This is a genomic window from Wolbachia endosymbiont (group A) of Andrena fulva, from assembly GCF_964026815.1.
Lineage (GTDB): Bacteria > Pseudomonadota > Alphaproteobacteria > Rickettsiales > Anaplasmataceae > Wolbachia > Wolbachia pipientis.
In genome coordinates this window covers 744,053-760,817 of sequence record NZ_OZ034701.1, presented here as the reverse complement: position 1 = coordinate 760,817, position 16,765 = coordinate 744,053, and the positions used below count along the sequence as shown (strand labels likewise).

Here is a 16,765-nt window from a genome sequence, read left to right as displayed (position 1 = left end):
ATGGTAAAGCTTTTGCCTGCATAATACACTTTAAGCAGAAATACACATGTCTGTAAGTACAGCATTTGCTTTTCCTATCGCCCTTGCTAACATTTCCTGTTCATTGTTCTGATTTTTCACATTGATTACCTGAGCAGCTAAGTTTGCAGGAAAAGTGACCAAACTGACTTCCCATAATTCCACTTGTTTTAACACTCTAGCTCCGCTTTTATGATCAACATCATACTCTATAGGTATATAGCCGATGGAAAGTCCGTTAATTGCCCCAGTTTTGAGCATCAAATACACTTCTTCTGCTTTCTGAATACCCAAAAGTAAATGTGCAATTATATATAGACCAACATCATTTTCATAAATATCTATGATGCTACCTATAGGTTCGTCAGGATTATGCTGCCAAAGGAGTTTTATTTTATTTCTGTTTAAATTTTCCTTAAATGCTCCGGGTAAGATCAGATCATTTTGTTTATCAACTATATTAAAAACGCTAGCATAACCAGAAAATACACCGTTTTCTCCTATGCTTTTTATTGACAATGGTGAATAGAGAAATTTCTTATTCATAAAGCCTCCTGTAGTATTGGGAATTTTGTTTCGCAATGCACTGCGATATAATTCTATTATATGCAGTGCTCTAAAAGGGGGAAGCACTTTTCTTAGTTACTAAAAACGCTAACTAGAATCCAGATTGGACACTGGGTTATAAAATTCTACGTCATACCACCGCGGCGCTAACAAGTAGCGGAATGACGATTGTCAAGGTGTCATCCTAGTGCCTCTATGATGTCATCCCAGTGCCCTGACTACTTGGATCCAAGAAAAAGAATGATGTCATGCAAGCCCCTATGATGTCATTCCAGTGCGTGACACTTGTATCTTTATGATGTGAGGCATTAGAGCTAAAATACCTCACAGGGAGGGTGAAGCTGATGCGACACTAATGCCATTAAGCCAGATTTTGCTTCCCTCCCATAGAGTTAAAGACTGAACAGTATCTTTTGGAATTATATCCCGTATTACAAGGTTAGTCTAAACTCTCAGTTTATTTATAGTCTTGGAGGCAATTTTATGCAAGTAAATGCTATTTTGGGTGTGGATATTTCAAAAAAGAAATTTGATGTTTGTTAGTGGACAGTAAAAAACGACACAAAGTCTTTCAAAATAATCAAGATGGTTTTGCAAAACTTGTAGTTTGGTGCAATGGCCATGGAGCAAATCTTACTCATTTATGTCTTGAAGCAACTAGTTGGTATGGAGAAGATTTGGCTACTTTTATGCACGATTTAGGACATAATGTCAGTATAGTAAACCCAGAAAGCTTTTGGCAAAAGTGAGCTGCTCAGAAATAAGACAGATAAATCAGATGCAGCTATGATAGCTAGATTTTGTATCGCCAACAAACCTGCTCTTTGGAAGCCCATTGCACCTGAAATGAGGCATTTGAGGGAGCTTTACCGTTGCATGCAATCGCTAAAAGATGATAAGGTGCAACAGACAAATCGCTTGGAAAACAAAAATATGCATTCCAGTTGCAAAGAAGCTATATCTAAAGTAATTTTGGCAATAGAGGAGCAAATTATTGTTCTCGAAAAAGAAATTAATGAGCATATAAATAACTATCCACATCTAAAAAATATGGTGGAAAACCTTAAGACTATAAAAGGTATAGGATATCTTACTGCTGTTGCTGTTGTCGCAGAAATGCCATCAGTTGATAACTTTGACAATGCTAAACAATTTACAGCTTTTGCTGGTCTAAATCCAGGACATTATCAATCGGGATCGTCAGTAAGTAAGAGAAGTTGCATATGCAAAATAGGATCTGAGCGTATTCGAAAAGCTCTTTATATGCCAGCTATAGTAGTCAAAAACCATAATAATCATTTTCAAAAGTTTTGTCAGCGTCTAGCAAGTAAAGGCAAATGTCCAAAAGTCATAGTTCTTGCGTTAATGCGAAAATTAATGCATGTCTTTTTTGGTATTCTTAAAAATAATCAACCATTTAATTGTAATTTTGTTGGATAATTTGTTTGACAGCAGAGACAGTATCTGGGATCTCATTTCACTCTATAATAGCAGTGCTCCTTTCTTGTCATCCGAGTAGCCTCTTTTTTGTCATCCCAGTGCGTGATACTGGGATCCAGCCTTTCCATAATCATCAAAACATTGTATTGTAACGTAAAACGGCTACTTTTATGCTTACCAACTTAATAAAATTCCTGGATCCCAGTGTCTGGGCACTGGGATGACACCCTCCTAGTAGAAACGCTTTTGTAATTGCAACATTCGTGCAATCTTTAGCCATAAATATTAAGAAATTTACCAAACGAAAAAAAGGCAAAAGAAGCCCCGTGGTTGGCTAATTACTTACATTATACTTTCAAGTATGGCGTTTTTTTATTCTAAACGTTTAATAACCACGACTCAGCTGCTTTTAAACCGCAACTAATCTAAATTATAAACGTTAAGAAATTTACTAAACAGAAAAAAAGGCAAAAGAAACCCTAGAGTAGCTAGTTATTCACTATCCATTTTTTAAGTTGGCGTTTTTTTATGTTTTAAATGCTTTATAAGCGCATTTTAGCTTATATTAGGTAAAAACCTAGAAATTTTATAAAGACATAAGGTGCACATAGTGCAAAAAATTAAACATGAGACGCCAGATACGTGAGTTTTTTTGTCATTTAATCTGTACAGAGAAGATAAATAAATAGCTTCAGTACCATGATAAGGGGGCTGGCGGAGTTTGTCAAGCAAGTTTTTAGCCCTGTCTCCTTGCTATAATGTTCATATCGATAGAAAAGCAAAAGAATAGAATGAAATATCAAGTGATATCCTCTATAATTAAATTTTTTGAATGAAGAGATGACGATTCGTGTAGGAATTAATGGTCTTGGTAGAATAGGCAGAAGTGTATTGCGTGCTATTTATGAAATAGAAAAATATGGTGAGCAAATAGAAGTCGTGGCTGTAAATGGGTCACTCAGTGCAAAGCAGCATGCACATTTGATTAAATATGATTCTGTTCATGGCAAATTCAGTGGTGATATTGATTTTAATGAGTCTCAAAATTGGCTATCCATAAATGGCAGAAAGTTTTCTTTGTATAGAGAACGGAGCCCTGAAAATATTCCTTGGAATGTTGATGTAATACTTGAATGTACTGGTGCATTCAACAAACGTGAAGAAGCAATAAGGCACAATGCAGAGAAAGTAATTGTCTCTGCTCCAGTTCCGGATGCTGATGTCACTATAGTTTATGGTGTGAATAACGATATGCTCGAAAAAGAGCATAAAGTGATATCAGCAGGTTCTTGCACTACAAATTGCCTTGCTCCGATTGTGAAAGTCCTACATTCTAGTTTAGGCATAAAAAGCGGTTTTATGACTACTATACATGCCTACACGAATGATCAAAATGTTCTTGATGGTAATCATAAAGATTTGCGTAGAGCAAGAGCTTGCGGATTATCTATGGTGCCAACTACAACCGGGGCAGCAAAAACAATTGGTTCTGTCATTCCTGAATTAAAAGGAAAGCTAGATGGCACTGCCGTCAGAGTTCCGGTTAGCAATGTTTCTATGGTTGATTTTACATTTACGACTGATAAGAAAGCGACCGTTGAAGAAATCAATGAAATGTTTAAGGATGCAGCTCTCTCCTCTACGTCATTCCAGCGCGTGACGCTGGAATCTAATTTCTGGATCCCAGTGTCAGCTACTCGGATGACATCAGAGGGTACTAGGATGACAGAGGGTTATCCAATGTCAAATGTACTTTCTATATGCGAGGAACCTTTAGTCTCAATAGATTTTGTGCATAACCCTTATAGTGCAATTGTGGATTTAACTGGTACATATGTTACAGGTGATATATGCAGGGTTGCAGCGTGGTATGACAATGAGTGGGCTTTTTCGCTGAGAATGTTAGACATAGCATTATTGAGCTATAGTAAAGTATGAACTGGAACTCAAACAAATACGCCTCATTTTATGAGCACTTTGCGGAACTCAGAAAAAGAGTTATCTTTTGCTTTCTATTTTTTTGCGTTGCTTTTGGTTTTTGTTATTATTTTAAGGAAAATATATACCGTTTTTTACTCGCACCTTTAATAGAAGCAACAAAAGGTAGCGAAGGTTTTTCTTTAATTTACACAGACTTAACAGAGGCATTTTTTGTGTATCTCCAAGTTGCAATAATGAGCGCACTTTTGTTTTCTTTTCCTGTGTTTGCATGGCAATTTTATATGTTCTTAGCACCTGGGTTATATAAAAGTGAAAGGGCAGTGTTGTTGCCATACTTGATTGCAACACCGGTTTTATTTGTAACGGGAGCTACTGTAGTCTATTACTATATATTTCCTTTAGCCTGGAAGTTTTTCATCACTTTTGAACATAGTGGGAAATCTTTCGGTATACCAATAGAGTTTATGCCATCAGTTAGCGAATATTTAGACCTCGTTCTCCAATTTATGTTTGCATTTGGCACTGCATTTCAAATTCCAGTAATACTCACATTGATGGTGAGGGTAGGGTTACTTACTACACAAAGTTTGTCAAATAAACGCAGAATCGCGATAGTGGTAATTTTTATTATCGCTGCAATCTTAACTCCACCTGATGTATTAAGCCAAGTAGGGCTTGCAATACCAATGCTGATTCTATATGAATTGTCCATTCTGATATGTAGGTATATTGAAAAAAAGAAGACAAAGATTTAAACAAAGGAATCCCTCTTATCTCCTTTATATCACATTTTTAACTTACAACATTCTTATTCAGGACTTAAATATGGAAATGTTTCATAAATTGATTGTAATACTTTGTTAAGTTCAGCCTTACTTTTGATGATCAATAATACTGTATCATCACCTGCTATAGTTCCTATAATTCCTATGTTTTTGCTATTATTTAATGAATAAATAACATACTTCTGATCTAGAAAGTAAGCCAGACTGCTAGCTTGTCCTGGTTGGGTATGTAGTACTATTAAACCAAAATCCGAAATTTGCATATTAAGTATCAATGGTAATTGATACTGGTTGATATCGATTACTTTATATACACCAGCAACTTTGGCAATTTTAAGTTTTTTTAATTTTCTTGATAAAGTAGCCTGAGGAATGTTGTGCCCTCTTTCTTTAAGCAAGGTCTGTAAATCGCTCTGCTCTAAAATTTCGTGATTTTGAATAATATTTAAAATATGTTCACCTAGTGTGTTGTCATGCATTATGCATTTTCCTCATATTGAATATGTAATAAGTATATTTGAAATTATATTCATTATTTCTTGACTATTCAATTTTTAATGTCTATACTCATAAGATGAATAAAACATGAATATAAATTAGTAATATGAAAAAATATATTTTAAATGCTATTATAGTGATAAGTATTCTATTAACAGGATGCAAGGAAGATAAACACGATAATATCATTAGATTTGCAATTTCTGCAGATTATCCACCTTTTGAATATTATGAAAATGGTAAATTTACTGGCTTTGACATTGAGCTTGCTCAATTAGTAGCAAAAGAGTTAGGTAAAGAAGCAATGTTTAAAGATATGCAGTTTAGTGCTATATTTGCAGCATTACAAAGTAATTCTGTAGATGCTGCTATATCTACTATTGGTAGCACAGAAGAGCGTGAAAAAAATTTTGATTTTTCAAATAGTTATTATACAGGGGAATTTGGTATTCTATATCACAAAAATAAACCCATAGCCGGTATAAACAACTTAACTCACAAGAAGATAGCCGTTCAACTAGGAACTGTCATGGAAATTTGGCTAAAAGAGCATGTTCCTACAACAGCTCAAATTATTGCTATAGACAATAATAATCAAGCTGTAGAAACATTAAAGTCTGGTCATGTTGATGGCGTCCTAATTGATGAATTCCAAGGTAAAGTATTTAGCAAAAAAAATCCTGGTCTATCATGGTCAGCCATCGCTAAGTCAGATAATGGTTATTCTATTGCTGTGAATAAAGGATCTGATTTAAAGGATAAAATAAACGAGGCGTTAAAAAGTTTAGAAAGTAAAGGTGTAATACAAAAGATAGCAGAAAAATGGCTAGGAGATAACTGATGCAAGAATTAATTTCTAATTTCTTGTTTGTTGGAACAGGCCTTGCCTTTACTTTAAAATTATTGATTGGAGGACTGCTTTTAGGTATGAGTCTAGGAGGGTTATTTTCAGTACTCAGATATAATAAGATCTGTATTCCATTAATTAATGGAATTATATCTGTAATACGTGGCACCCCCCTTATATTACAGTTAAGTGTTGTTTATTTTATGACTCCAACCATTGCAGGAATTAAATTAAACATATTTAGTGCTGGCATTATAGCATTTGGTCTAAATAGCTGTGCTTATATTGCTGAGATTTTACGAGCTGGTATTGAAACTATATCAAAAAACCAGTTTGAAGCAGCTAAAACTTTACAAATACCTAGTTTCTATATGTGGAGAGATATTATATTACCACAAGTTATTAAAAATATTCTTCCTGCAATGATAAATGAGATCATTGCACTCCTTAAAGAAACGGCATTAATCTCTACTATTGGTGGTGTTGATATTATGCGCTCTGCGCAAATGCTTGCAGCAGAACAATTTACTTATTTTATACCACTTTGTCTTGCTGGGGCTTATTATTACGCTCTTGTATTACTAATTGAATATATAGGCAAAAAGATTGAACAGAAAGGTATATATGATAAAAATGCATAATGTTTGTAAATTATTTAATAATATTCCAGTACTTAATAATATTAACCTGATTATAGAACAATCTATAGTTGGTCTTGCTGGTCCTTCTGGTAGTGGTAAATCAACATTGTTACGTTGTATACAAAAACTCGAAGTTTTAGATTCTGGTAGCATTGAATGCAATGATAGTACTGGTTTTGTATTTCAGGATTTTCAACTTTTCCCACATATGACTGTCTGGGAAAATCTTACATACGCTCCCAAGCTTAAAAATAAAACTCAGGATCAAAGTTATTCACTACTTGAGTCTTTGGGTATTGCCTCTAAAAAAAATGATTACCCTAATAATCTATCTGGTGGGCAAAAACAGCGGGTTGCGCTTGCCAGAAGTTTAATGATGAATCCAAAGATTCTATTATGCGATGAGCCAACGTCTGGTTTAGATGTAGCAACAATAGTCGACGTTGTGGAACTATTACAATCAGTTAGAGATATGGGTATTACTATGATTATCGCTTCTCACAATTTGGATTTTTTAACAAAAATATCAGATCGGATTATTCTGTTAAAAAACGGAAAAATAATTGTAGATATCAATCCTAAAGAAATTGATGAACCAACAAACTATTTAAAAAATAATTATTAAAAGAGAATCACTCATATCATACTGAGAGCTATAGCAGATCTTAGCATCGAAAATTACATAATATACATTATGGAAAATAAATCACATAATATAAGAAGCAACGCTAAAAATAAAATTACATAATGTAAGAAGCAACGCTAAAAATAAAATTACATAATGTAAGAAGCAAGGTTTTCCTGCGTCATACAGCGATTCATTCGCGGTATCTCGGCATAGATTCCGCTAACAAGTAGCGGAATGACGAATTTTTGTTTTTCAAACTGTCGGTAAATCTAAATTAGTTTAGCTATATGTGTCAAGCACTGGGATGACACCCTCCTGATGGGCCAAAATCACAATGTTCGTACAGTTATGGAATGAATCGCGGTATGACGTGTTGCTTTGATCAGCTATAAAGATGATGCTGCGGAAGTTTTTAGTACTTGCTCGCAACTTTCAACAATTTAATAGCACTGGTGTTTACAACCTCTCCGCCGACACGCTTAGTGACAAAAAACCTCACATAAGGTTTATTCGTATAAGGGTCTCTTAATATTCTCATTCCTCTGTTATCTACAATCTTATAAGCTTGTTTGAAATCTGCCACCGCAATTACTGGTAGCTGATTGTTTGGCGCTGGTGGCATATCGGCAGATTGATATACTGGTATTCCCATTAAAGTATCTGGAGCTTCAAGCGACAGACTTGGCTGCCAGAGATACTGACCTGTTTGAGATTTTAGCAGCCTGATATCCTTCAACGTACTCCTGTTCATCAAAAATGACGCATTTTTGGAATAATATTCGTCCAGAGAGTAATACAACATCATTATTGAATCACTATCTAATTTTTCAGTTTTAACTTGCTCTATTTTATTATAACTGTTTCCATTTTCATAAGCTAAAATTCCTTTTGGTTGAAAAGTGCCCTCACCCTTAATGAAGGCTTCGCTTTCTTCCTTACTAAAAGTCTCGGCAATCTTTTCCACCAGCCAACTCTCAACATCGACAAACGCATCATCGAGTAACTTTTGTGATATTTGTGGTTGAGCATATAACTCGTAAGTTGTGACGGAAATCTTTTGGATTTTGGGCGTGTCCGTATCTTTTGCAAAATCATACTTAGACTTATTGCCACCGTCCTCATCATCTACTGTTTCACTGCTCCAACCTGCACCGGCGCGGTCAAAATCTTCTATAATGTAATCCAATGTTTCAGTAGAGATTCTTTGACTGGAGCATATTTGTCGCATTGGGGACGAATCAGTTACGCGCTTGTTTATGCGTTTTACAATATGCGGAGTAACTAGATACCCCCCGATATCACTGTCATCTCCACTGAGGGTTTTGTGTGATAAACCGCTTTCCATTCCCTTGCGGATATAATCAGAAAAATATTTATCGCTTGTGCTAAAATCTGTATTTACTTCTGGGCGTTGAGCTGCAGTTTCGATCAAGTCTAAACGCTCTTTGCAACTATCAATGGCATTATTTACCTTGCATAGCTGCTCAATTGTTGCAGAATCAGCACGCCCTTTGCTTTCAATTTCTTTTAGTTTGCGATCATTTATTAATTTAAATTGCTCCCATGATGAAGCGAGTTCATTGATACGGTGAGCGATATCGGTAAGTGACATAATAGCCTCCTTTGAAAATGAAATAAAAATGGAAATAAGGTAATAGGAATGGCATCCATAGATGTTTCCCACAGTTGTACGAATATTGCAATATGGTACATAGTAAACGATGTCATTCCAGTGCTCCCTTTCTTGTCATCCCAGTGCTTGACACTGGGATCCAGCTTCTATGCAACTTAATTAAAAACGTTTGTTTTAGCGTAAGACAACTACCTTTAGCTCATCAGCTCAGTTATAAGCAAAATTTCTGGATTCCAGTGTCAAGCACTGGAATGACATCATCTGTTGTGCAATTTACCTTTAAAAATGAATATCCGTACAGTTATGTGCTTGGCACTGAAATGGCATCATTTTTTATCTGTTGAAAATGTAAACCGGAAAATAGCGTGGCACTTTGTGCCACGCTTAGTACTGTAAGCTTAATCCAGTAATTAAATTAAGCGAGGTAAAATAAAAGATAATGACACTATATAATGTTCGTTCTTTTATGTCAAGCACTTTTTTGAATTTTTTTGGTGATAATTTTTATCCAGTTATTTTATTATTGTAGTATAATTTCAATGCCAGATACTATCATTATGATCACTATCTAAATTTAAATCGTAATTATCATCAAATTTATATATCCCCTCCATCTCTTCTCTATGCAATTCATGTGAATCACCTAAAGCTTTTTGATTAGAAACGTCAACACAATACTGTAACAGTGCTCTTAATGCTCCAGCACTATCTTGATCTAAATTAAAATTGCTAAAATCAAATTTCTGCATACTCTCCACATGTCCTTCTCTACATAACCTACATATCTTAGCAAAAGCCCTTTCACTTTCTCGACTCCAAGCATTAAGAAAGTAAGGATCTACTACTTTGCTAAATTGTTTCTCTATCTCTTCAAGAGAGCTCTCTGGATTAAGTTCTAATATTACTTTGAAAATCCCACTGCCATGGAATCTATAAAATTTACTAGATAAGCTATCTTTTACAAAATTAACTGCATCATCTATTGTAACACCAGAGCGAGATTCAAATATCATCTCAAATGCTCCATAACAACTATCAATACCAAAATTAATTATTTTTTCCATAAAATCAATTACCTCTTCTAAGGAAATTTGTGGCTTATTCCTCAAGATAACTTCTAAACTCTTGACAAAATTATGCCCATGCTGACCCATAGCATGGGTTTTCCCATTTATTGTATAATGATATAGCTTCTTATTTTCTATTATATGCTTATTGCACTGGTAGATATGTAGCTTATTCAATTTGCCAGAATATTCCTCTATTTCCTTATCTGGTAATTTTGAGCGGAATTCCTTGGTGCGCCAAGAAGTGCTTGGAGAACAGTTGGTGAAAATCCAACACAAACAAAGTCTAGCCAACAGTTTGGAACAGACCACTATGTTGCATGAGGTAACGAGTGTAATAGAGCTAGTGGGATGGACAATGCAGGGCACAACGGAAGTGAAGGAGTGGAGTCCCGAAATACCTGAAGACATAGAGGTCGACATGTTCATGGCCATGGAAGACAGCATGAAGGATAACGTAAAGGCAAGTTATCACTCACTCTATCGGGATCTGAGACCGTGCCATGTATTGAAATGGACTTCAAGTGAACTTGGGAGATCCCATGCATTCCTATTAAGGTACGTTGGAACAAGTCAACAAAGGCAAGAACTAGCGGAAGATGCAGGGGAAGTCGGACTGATTGATAGTACTCAGAATGTGGGAAAGCCACGTACAAGGGGAAGCGATCAGCAATATAGTAACTGGAATAGGGATTGCTATGCCAATACAACGGAGGTAGGAATAACATGCGATATAAACTAAACCAGATAGCAGTAAGAGCAAAGCAAGATAAGCGACTAAAATTCACATCGTTAGTCCATCTGATAAATACAGAGAATCTTGCGAGATGTTATAAAGAACTGAAGCGTAACAAGGCTTGTGGAGTAGACCAGATAACAGTGGAATCATACGGAGAAAATCTGAATGAGAAACTCGAAGTGCTAGTAGAAAGTATGAAGAGGAAGCAATATCAACCACAACCAGTAAAGAGGGTATATATACCGAAAGCTGGAAGTAAAGAGAAACGCGGACTCGGAATACCATCGACCGAGGATAAATTAGTACAGATTATGCTGAAGAAGATATTAGAAAATATTTACGAGGCAAACTTTCTGGACAGCTCATATGGATTTCGACCAGGAAGAAACTGTCATCAAGCGGTAAATGCACTAGATAAAGCAGTTATGTACAAGCCAATAAACTACATTGTAGAAGTGGATATCAAGAAGTTCTACGATAATATACAGCATAAATGGCTAATGAGGTGTCTAAGGGAACGAATAACTGACCCAAATTTGCTGTGGTTAGTAAAGCGGTTTCTCAAGGCAGGGATAGTCGAAGCTGGAAATTATGAAGCAACAAAACAAGGTACACCACAAGGCGGTATAGTAAGTCCTGTATTAGCAAATATATACTTACATTATGTGTTGGATTTATGGATAGAAAAGAAATTTAAACCAAGATCCAGAGGATATATACAAGTAATAAGGTTTTGCGATGATTTTGTGGTTTGTTGCGAAAGTAAGGTAGACGCGGAAGAATTTCTGGAATTACTGAAACAAAGGCTAAATAAATTTGGGTTGGAAGTATCTGAAAACAAGACCAGAGTAGTAAAGTTTGGCAAGAGGGAGTGGCAACGAGCGATAAGAGAGAAACGAAGGACGGAAAGTTTCAATTTTCTGGGGTTTACGCACTATGGTGCAAAAAGTCGTCGTGGTAGATTAATGATGGGACATAAAACCTCTAAGTTAAATCTAGCCAGAAAACTAAAAGAAATCAAGGAGTGGTTGAAAATAGTCCGCGGAAGTATTCGACTTAAAGATTGGTGGCAAGTACTGAAGGCTAAATTAACAGGACACTATAACTACTTTGGTATTAGCGGAAATTATTGGTGTTTGAAACAATTTTACACATCAGTAAGAAAGCTAGCATTTAAATGGATAAATCGGCGTAGTCAGAAAAAGAGTATGACCTGGGAACAGTTTGTACACTACGTAGAAGTAAATCCATTACCAAAGCCAAAAATACATTTTTCTTTATATGCATAAGAGGGACGACTGTGAAAACTAATATTGATGAGCCGTGTGCGGGAAATCTGCAAGCACGGTTCTTTAGGGGGAGTTGTAGTAATAAAACTCAAACGAGAGGAGTAAAGCTACAGCTTCTACCGAACAAAAGGACTATTATAATATATCATCTACTTGAATTAAACTGGGAGATAGAATAAGTAAAAAATATGAATGACATAACAACAAAGCAAGTCATATCCTTATGGGATGCACAAGTTGGTGGATTTTTGCCGGATAAAAGAGAAATGGAGATTGATAATATTTTTTTAATCTAATGCTTCAATGTTTCCGACATAGGAAAAGTATCATCTTTACTTTCTATAGAGGAAGGCACACTATTTTGATTATCATCACCATCAATTGGAGTAGTAGGGTGCATTAAAGCAACTTTCATAACTTCATCAATATTCTTAGCAAAAACTACGTTGATCCCCTCTTTGATGCTTGCCGGAATCTCTTGCATATCTTTCTCATTTTCACTTGGTATAATCACAGTTTTGATTGATCCTCTGAGCGCTGCAAGCAATTTTTCTCTTAAGCCCCCAATAGCTAAAACTCTACCACGCAATGTCACTTCGCCTGTCATAGCAACATTTTTGTTAACTGGTATATTCGTCATAAGAGAAACAATAGACGTACATACCGCGCCGCCAGCAGAAGGGCCATCTTTTGGTACCGCACCCTCAGGTACATGTAAATGTATATCATTATTTTGGAATTTTTCGGGCTTTATACCAAAAAACAAACAATTTGATCGAATATAACTATACGCAGCTTTTATAGATTCTTGCATAACCTCTCCAAGCTTTCCTGTGTATTTTATTTCTCCCTTGCCCGGAATTAGGACTGATTCTATCATCAAAATATCACCACCTGTTTCAGTATAGGCGAGCCCAGTTACTATTCCTACTAAACTCTCATTTTCCGCAATGCCAAAGGTATATTTACGTACCCCTAAATAATCTTGTAAATTGTCAACCCCTACGGATATTTTCTTATTTTTATCAGTCAATATTTCTTTAACTGCCTTTCTCATGAGCTTTGCAAGCTCCCTTTCCATACTCCGCACACCACTTTCACGTGTATATAAACGTATCAACTCGTATAACGCCTCATTAGTTATGTCCCATTCCTTCTGATACAAACCATGCTCCTTCTTTAACTTCGGAATAAGGTGGTGTGTAGCAATACTGATTTTTTCATCTTCAGTATACCCGGACAATTGTATAATTTCCATCCTATCACGCAAAGGATGTGGTAAATTTAAGCTGTTTGCCGTAGCTACAAACATTACACTTGAAAGATCAAACTCAACTTCCAAGTAATGATCCGTAAAGTGTTTATTGTGCTCAGTATCTAAAACCTCAAGTAATGCCGATGCAGGATCGCCACGCGAATCAGAACCCATCTTATCTATTTCATCAAGCAGAAAAAGCGGGTTGCATGAATTAGCTTTTTTCATGTGTTGAATGATTTTACCAGGCATTGAGCCAATATAAGTTTTCCTATGCCCTCGTATCTCAGACTCATCACGCACACCACCAAGAGCTATGCGAACAAAATCTCTTCCTACTGCTCTTGCCATAGACTTAGCTAAAGAAGTTTTACCAACACCTGGCGGTCCAACTAAGCAAAGTATAGGACCTTTTATCTCTTTTACTCTTTTTAATACCGCTAAAAATTCTATTATTCTATCTTTTACTTTCTCTATGCCATAATGATTTTCATCTAAGATTTTCTTAGCTGCATTTAAGTTAATTTTTGCATCTTTGTACTTTCCCCATGGCAACTCAAGCAACCAATGCAAGTAACTAGATATAACTGTAGCTTCAGGAGAAATGGGATTCATTTTCTTGTATCTCTTCAAATCAGTTATAGCTTTCTCTCTTGCTTCCTGAGAAAGCTTTGTTTCATTTATCTTTTTTTCAAATTCATTGAGTATATTCCCTTCATCACCATTCTCAAATTCGCCTAATTCTTTCTGTATAGCTTTCAATTGTTCGTTAAGGTAGTAAACTTTCTGAGTGCTTTCAACTTGCGATTTAATTGTCTTATATAAACGGTTTTGTGCGTTCAAAATACTCATTTCTCTCTCAATAAAAGCAAAAGCTTTTTTTAAACGCTCTTCTGGGTCATAAGCCTCAAGTATGCTTTGTTTATCTGATACTTTTATATTTAAATGTGAAGCTACCGTGTCTACAAGTTGATCAACTTCTTTGATTTGATCAATGGAGTTAATGGCAACCTCGGGCTGATTTTTCTTGTTTAGCTTACACCAGCTATCGAACGCGTCTACAACAGATCGCCTTAAAGCTTCTAAGTCAATATTGTCTTCATCTTCTTTATAATGACTGTCTAACTCTACCCTGGCTTGTAATAAAGTATGAGAGCTAATATATTCTACAACTCTTCCCCTTCTTATCCCCCGGATTATAACTTTTACTGCATTGTCAGGTAATTTTATTAACGGTTGTACAATGCTTGCTAACACACCTACTTCATAAAGATCTTCAGGCTCTGGATTATCAACAGAGCCATCTTTCTGTGCTACAAGAAAAATCTCATTTTGGTGATTACTACTACTTATTGCATACTCTAGTGCATTAACAGATTTTTCTCTGCCTATGAATAAAGGCACCATTATATTTGGAAAAATTACTACATCTCTTAAAGGTAATACTGGCAATGCAGTAAAACTAGAGCTTACAGCACGTTCAATGTTCATAATATATGCCTCAAATTAATCATTAACCGTTATAACATTGCCATTGTTATTATGATTAACCGTTGCTTTTCCTAATTCTACCATTTTCTTAGTGATTACTATAGTGCTACCTTCAAAGCCTCCGTTTCCAGATGTATACATAATGTCAAGCAAAAGTGACTCCAAGATAGCACGTAACATTCTTGCACCTGTTTTGTAGCTTATAGCCTTTTTAGCAATAGCTGATATTGCTTCATCTGAAAACTCAAGGTTTACTTTGCTAAACGCAAGCAATGCTTTGTACTGTTTTATTAGTGCATTCCTTGGCTCTGTCAACACATGTATTAAATCTTCATGATCCAGCTCATCTAAAACAGCAGTTATTGGAACCCGCCCTACAAATTCGGGTATTAAACCGAATTTGATTAAATCTTCAGGTTGAACATCATGTAAAGCATTCTTTTTCTTTTGCTCTTTAGACTGACTTATATCTGCTCCAAAGCCAACTGACGTTCCCTTTTTTCTCGCTTCAATAATTTTATCGAGGCCTTCAAAAGCTCCTCCACAAATAAACAGTATGTTACTAGTATCCACTTGTATAAACTCTTGTTGTGGGTGTTTTCGCCCTCCTTGTGGCGGAACATAAGCAACTGTACCCTCCATAATCTTAAGCAGAGCTTGCTGGACCCCTTCACCTGAAACGTCACGGGTTATTGAAGTGCTTTCAGATTTTCTTGTAATCTTGTCTATTTCATCTATAAACACTATACCACGCTGTGCTTTTACAACGTCATAATTTGCAGCTTGTAATAAACGCGACAACACGCTTTCTACATCATCACCCACATAACCTGCCTCAGTTAAAGTTGTCGCATCAGCCATAGCAAATGGCACATCTGAAACTTTAGCAAGTGTTTTGGCTAGCAAAGTCTTACCAGAACCAGTGGGACCAATAAGCATTATATTTGACTTCTCGATTTCAATATCACTTATAGCATGAAATTGTACCATGGATTGACAATGGTTATACATAGCTACAGATAAAACGTGTTGCGCGTGTTCTTGACCTACAACATGCTTGCTGAGAAAGTTTTTTATATCCTCAGGTTTCTTTAGTAATAGCTTCATATCAGATATACGATCTGAATTAAAAGATCTATCTTTCTTTTGACTTATTGCTTTATGGGATAATTCTATGCACTCATTACAAATAAACACCTTTAAACCATCCGAAGAGTTAGTAATCAATTTATCTACTTCATCTTGCGCCTTGTTGCAAAAAGAACAGTAGTGTAAATCATTATTGTTATCCATTAACCCACCTTTTGTTTAACTTTAATATTTTCAATTTCAATATCTGTACGCTCAGCTATCACCCTGTCAATTAAGCCAATTTTCCTTGCTTCTTCAGGATCCATGAATTTATCTCTTTCCATCATTCCTTCAATTTTCTTCAGTGAATTTCCAGTATGTTTTTCATAAATTTGATTTAGTTTTTTCTTAACCCGCAAAATTTCATTAGCATGTATTTCTATATCAGTTGCTTGACCATGATAACCACCAGATGGCTGATGTATCATAATTCTTGAATGAGGTAGAGAGTAGCGCTTACCTTTTGTACCAGCTGCAAGCAATAAAGAACCCATAGACGCAGCTTGACCTATACATAAAGTTGAAACGTCTGGGTTTATATACTGCATTGTATCGTAGATCGACAAACCAGCAGTTACAACACCACCTGGTGAGTTGATGTACATACAAATGTCTTTATCGGGATTTTCCGATTCTAAAAATAAAAGCTGTGCTACTATTACACTGGCCATATTGTCTTCAATAGGACCTGTTACAAAAATTATTCTTTCTTTCACTAGTCTTGAATATATGTCATAAGCGCGCTCACCGCGACTAGTTTGTTCAACTACAATTGGTATAAGAGTCATACCTTTT

Annotated in this window: 18 protein-coding genes; 11 read left to right on the top strand and 7 right to left on the bottom strand. The window is 35.8% G+C overall.

The annotated features are described in order from the left end of the window. Window positions 1-30 precede the first annotated feature (30 nt). Complete coding sequence (locus AAGD84_RS03735; protein ID WP_264723310.1) at window positions 31-564, bottom strand: HK97 family phage prohead protease; 534 nt, start codon at window positions 562-564, stop codon at window positions 31-33. Between the two features lie 563 nt (window positions 565-1,127). Here AAGD84_RS03735 and AAGD84_RS03730 point away from each other — a divergent pair. The 4 genes from AAGD84_RS03730 (at window position 1,128) to tatC (ending at window position 4,721) form a co-directional block, all read left to right on the top strand. Further along, complete coding sequence (locus tag AAGD84_RS03730) at window positions 1,128-1,334, top strand: hypothetical protein (protein WP_182309225.1); 207 nt, start codon at window positions 1,128-1,130, stop codon at window positions 1,332-1,334. A 37-nt stretch (window positions 1,335-1,371) separates the two neighbouring features. Further along, a complete protein-coding gene (locus tag AAGD84_RS03725; RefSeq protein ID WP_138264789.1) occupies window positions 1,372-2,025 on the top strand; it encodes a transposase in 654 nt (217 codons plus the stop codon). Window positions 2,026-2,865: 840 nt separating this feature from the next. Further along, window positions 2,866-3,963 carry a type I glyceraldehyde-3-phosphate dehydrogenase gene (locus tag AAGD84_RS03720; RefSeq protein ID WP_341818164.1) on the top strand — a complete coding sequence of 366 codons (1,098 nt, stop codon included), beginning with the start codon at window positions 2,866-2,868 and terminating at the stop codon, window positions 3,961-3,963. Beyond that, the gene (tatC, locus tag AAGD84_RS03715) at window positions 3,960-4,721 is read left to right on the top strand and encodes a twin-arginine translocase subunit TatC (RefSeq protein ID WP_012673114.1); all 762 of its coding nucleotides are present in this window, start codon (window positions 3,960-3,962) and stop codon (window positions 4,719-4,721) included. The genes AAGD84_RS03720 and tatC overlap by 4 nt, the downstream gene beginning before the upstream one ends. Before the next feature lie 53 nt (window positions 4,722-4,774). Here the strand turns inward: tatC and AAGD84_RS03710 are convergent, their stop codons facing one another. Beyond that, window positions 4,775-5,230, bottom strand: a complete 456-nt coding sequence (locus AAGD84_RS03710) for an arginine repressor (RefSeq protein WP_065094904.1) — start codon at window positions 5,228-5,230, stop codon at window positions 4,775-4,777. A gap of 125 nt (window positions 5,231-5,355) precedes the next feature. Here AAGD84_RS03710 and AAGD84_RS03705 point away from each other — a divergent pair, with 125 nt between their 5' ends. The 3 genes from AAGD84_RS03705 to AAGD84_RS03695 are packed head-to-tail and all read left to right on the top strand — an operon-like array spanning window position 5,356 to window position 7,362. Then, window positions 5,356-6,090: a substrate-binding periplasmic protein gene (locus tag AAGD84_RS03705; protein ID WP_264723312.1), complete on the top strand. Its 735-nt coding sequence runs from the start codon at window positions 5,356-5,358 to the stop codon at window positions 6,088-6,090. Then, window positions 6,090-6,737, top strand: coding sequence for an amino acid ABC transporter permease (locus tag AAGD84_RS03700; protein ID WP_007548901.1), 648 nt, complete (start codon window positions 6,090-6,092; stop codon window positions 6,735-6,737). The genes AAGD84_RS03705 and AAGD84_RS03700 overlap by 1 nt, the downstream gene beginning before the upstream one ends. Next, window positions 6,721-7,362 (top strand): amino acid ABC transporter ATP-binding protein, encoded by a 642-nt coding sequence (locus AAGD84_RS03695; RefSeq protein ID WP_012673115.1) that lies wholly within the window; start codon window positions 6,721-6,723, stop codon window positions 7,360-7,362. The genes AAGD84_RS03700 and AAGD84_RS03695 overlap by 17 nt, the downstream gene beginning before the upstream one ends. A 415-nt stretch (window positions 7,363-7,777) precedes the next feature. On the opposite strand, the gene AAGD84_RS03690 is transcribed toward AAGD84_RS03695, so the two are convergent. After that, window positions 7,778-8,977 (bottom strand): phage major capsid protein, encoded by a 1,200-nt coding sequence (locus AAGD84_RS03690; RefSeq protein ID WP_341817819.1) that lies wholly within the window; start codon window positions 8,975-8,977, stop codon window positions 7,778-7,780. Between the two features lie 92 nt (window positions 8,978-9,069). Here AAGD84_RS03690 and AAGD84_RS03685 point away from each other — a divergent pair, with 92 nt between their 5' ends. Beyond that, window positions 9,070-9,342: a hypothetical protein gene (locus AAGD84_RS03685; RefSeq protein WP_213862913.1), complete on the top strand. Its 273-nt coding sequence runs from the start codon at window positions 9,070-9,072 to the stop codon at window positions 9,340-9,342. 192 nt (window positions 9,343-9,534) lie between these two features. Here AAGD84_RS03685 and AAGD84_RS03680 read toward each other — a convergent pair whose 3' ends face one another. Beyond that, window positions 9,535-10,242, bottom strand: coding sequence for a hypothetical protein (locus tag AAGD84_RS03680; RefSeq protein WP_242049546.1), 708 nt, complete (start codon window positions 10,240-10,242; stop codon window positions 9,535-9,537). Between the two features lie 52 nt (window positions 10,243-10,294). Here AAGD84_RS03680 and AAGD84_RS03675 point away from each other — a divergent pair, with 52 nt between their 5' ends. The 3 genes from AAGD84_RS03675 to AAGD84_RS03665 are packed head-to-tail and all read left to right on the top strand — an operon-like array spanning window position 10,295 to window position 12,272. After that, window positions 10,295-10,807 carry a hypothetical protein gene (locus AAGD84_RS03675; protein ID WP_245611107.1) on the top strand — a complete coding sequence of 171 codons (513 nt, stop codon included), beginning with the start codon at window positions 10,295-10,297 and terminating at the stop codon, window positions 10,805-10,807. After that, window positions 10,792-12,093: a group II intron reverse transcriptase/maturase gene (gene ltrA, locus AAGD84_RS03670; protein ID WP_338476458.1), complete on the top strand. Its 1,302-nt coding sequence runs from the start codon at window positions 10,792-10,794 to the stop codon at window positions 12,091-12,093. The genes AAGD84_RS03675 and ltrA overlap by 16 nt, the downstream gene beginning before the upstream one ends. 11 nt (window positions 12,094-12,104) lie before the next feature. Further along, window positions 12,105-12,272: a hypothetical protein gene (locus AAGD84_RS03665; protein WP_265038269.1), complete on the top strand. Its 168-nt coding sequence runs from the start codon at window positions 12,105-12,107 to the stop codon at window positions 12,270-12,272. Window positions 12,273-12,385: 113 nt separating this feature from the next. Here AAGD84_RS03665 and lon read toward each other — a convergent pair whose 3' ends face one another. The 3 genes from lon to clpP are packed head-to-tail and all read right to left on the bottom strand — an operon-like array spanning window position 12,386 to window position 16,758. Further along, the gene (gene lon / locus AAGD84_RS03660) at window positions 12,386-14,839 is read right to left on the bottom strand and encodes an endopeptidase La (protein WP_155968871.1); all 2,454 of its coding nucleotides are present in this window, start codon (window positions 14,837-14,839) and stop codon (window positions 12,386-12,388) included. Window positions 14,840-14,854: 15 nt separating this feature from the next. After that, on the bottom strand, window positions 14,855-16,132 hold the full coding sequence (gene clpX, locus AAGD84_RS03655; protein ID WP_006279985.1) for an ATP-dependent Clp protease ATP-binding subunit ClpX: 1,278 nt from the start codon (window positions 16,130-16,132) through the stop codon (window positions 14,855-14,857). Next, a complete protein-coding gene (gene clpP / locus AAGD84_RS03650; protein ID WP_006280254.1) occupies window positions 16,132-16,758 on the bottom strand; it encodes an ATP-dependent Clp endopeptidase proteolytic subunit ClpP in 627 nt (208 codons plus the stop codon). Before clpP ends, clpX begins: the two co-directional genes overlap by 1 nt. Window positions 16,759-16,765: the final 7 nt, after the last annotated feature.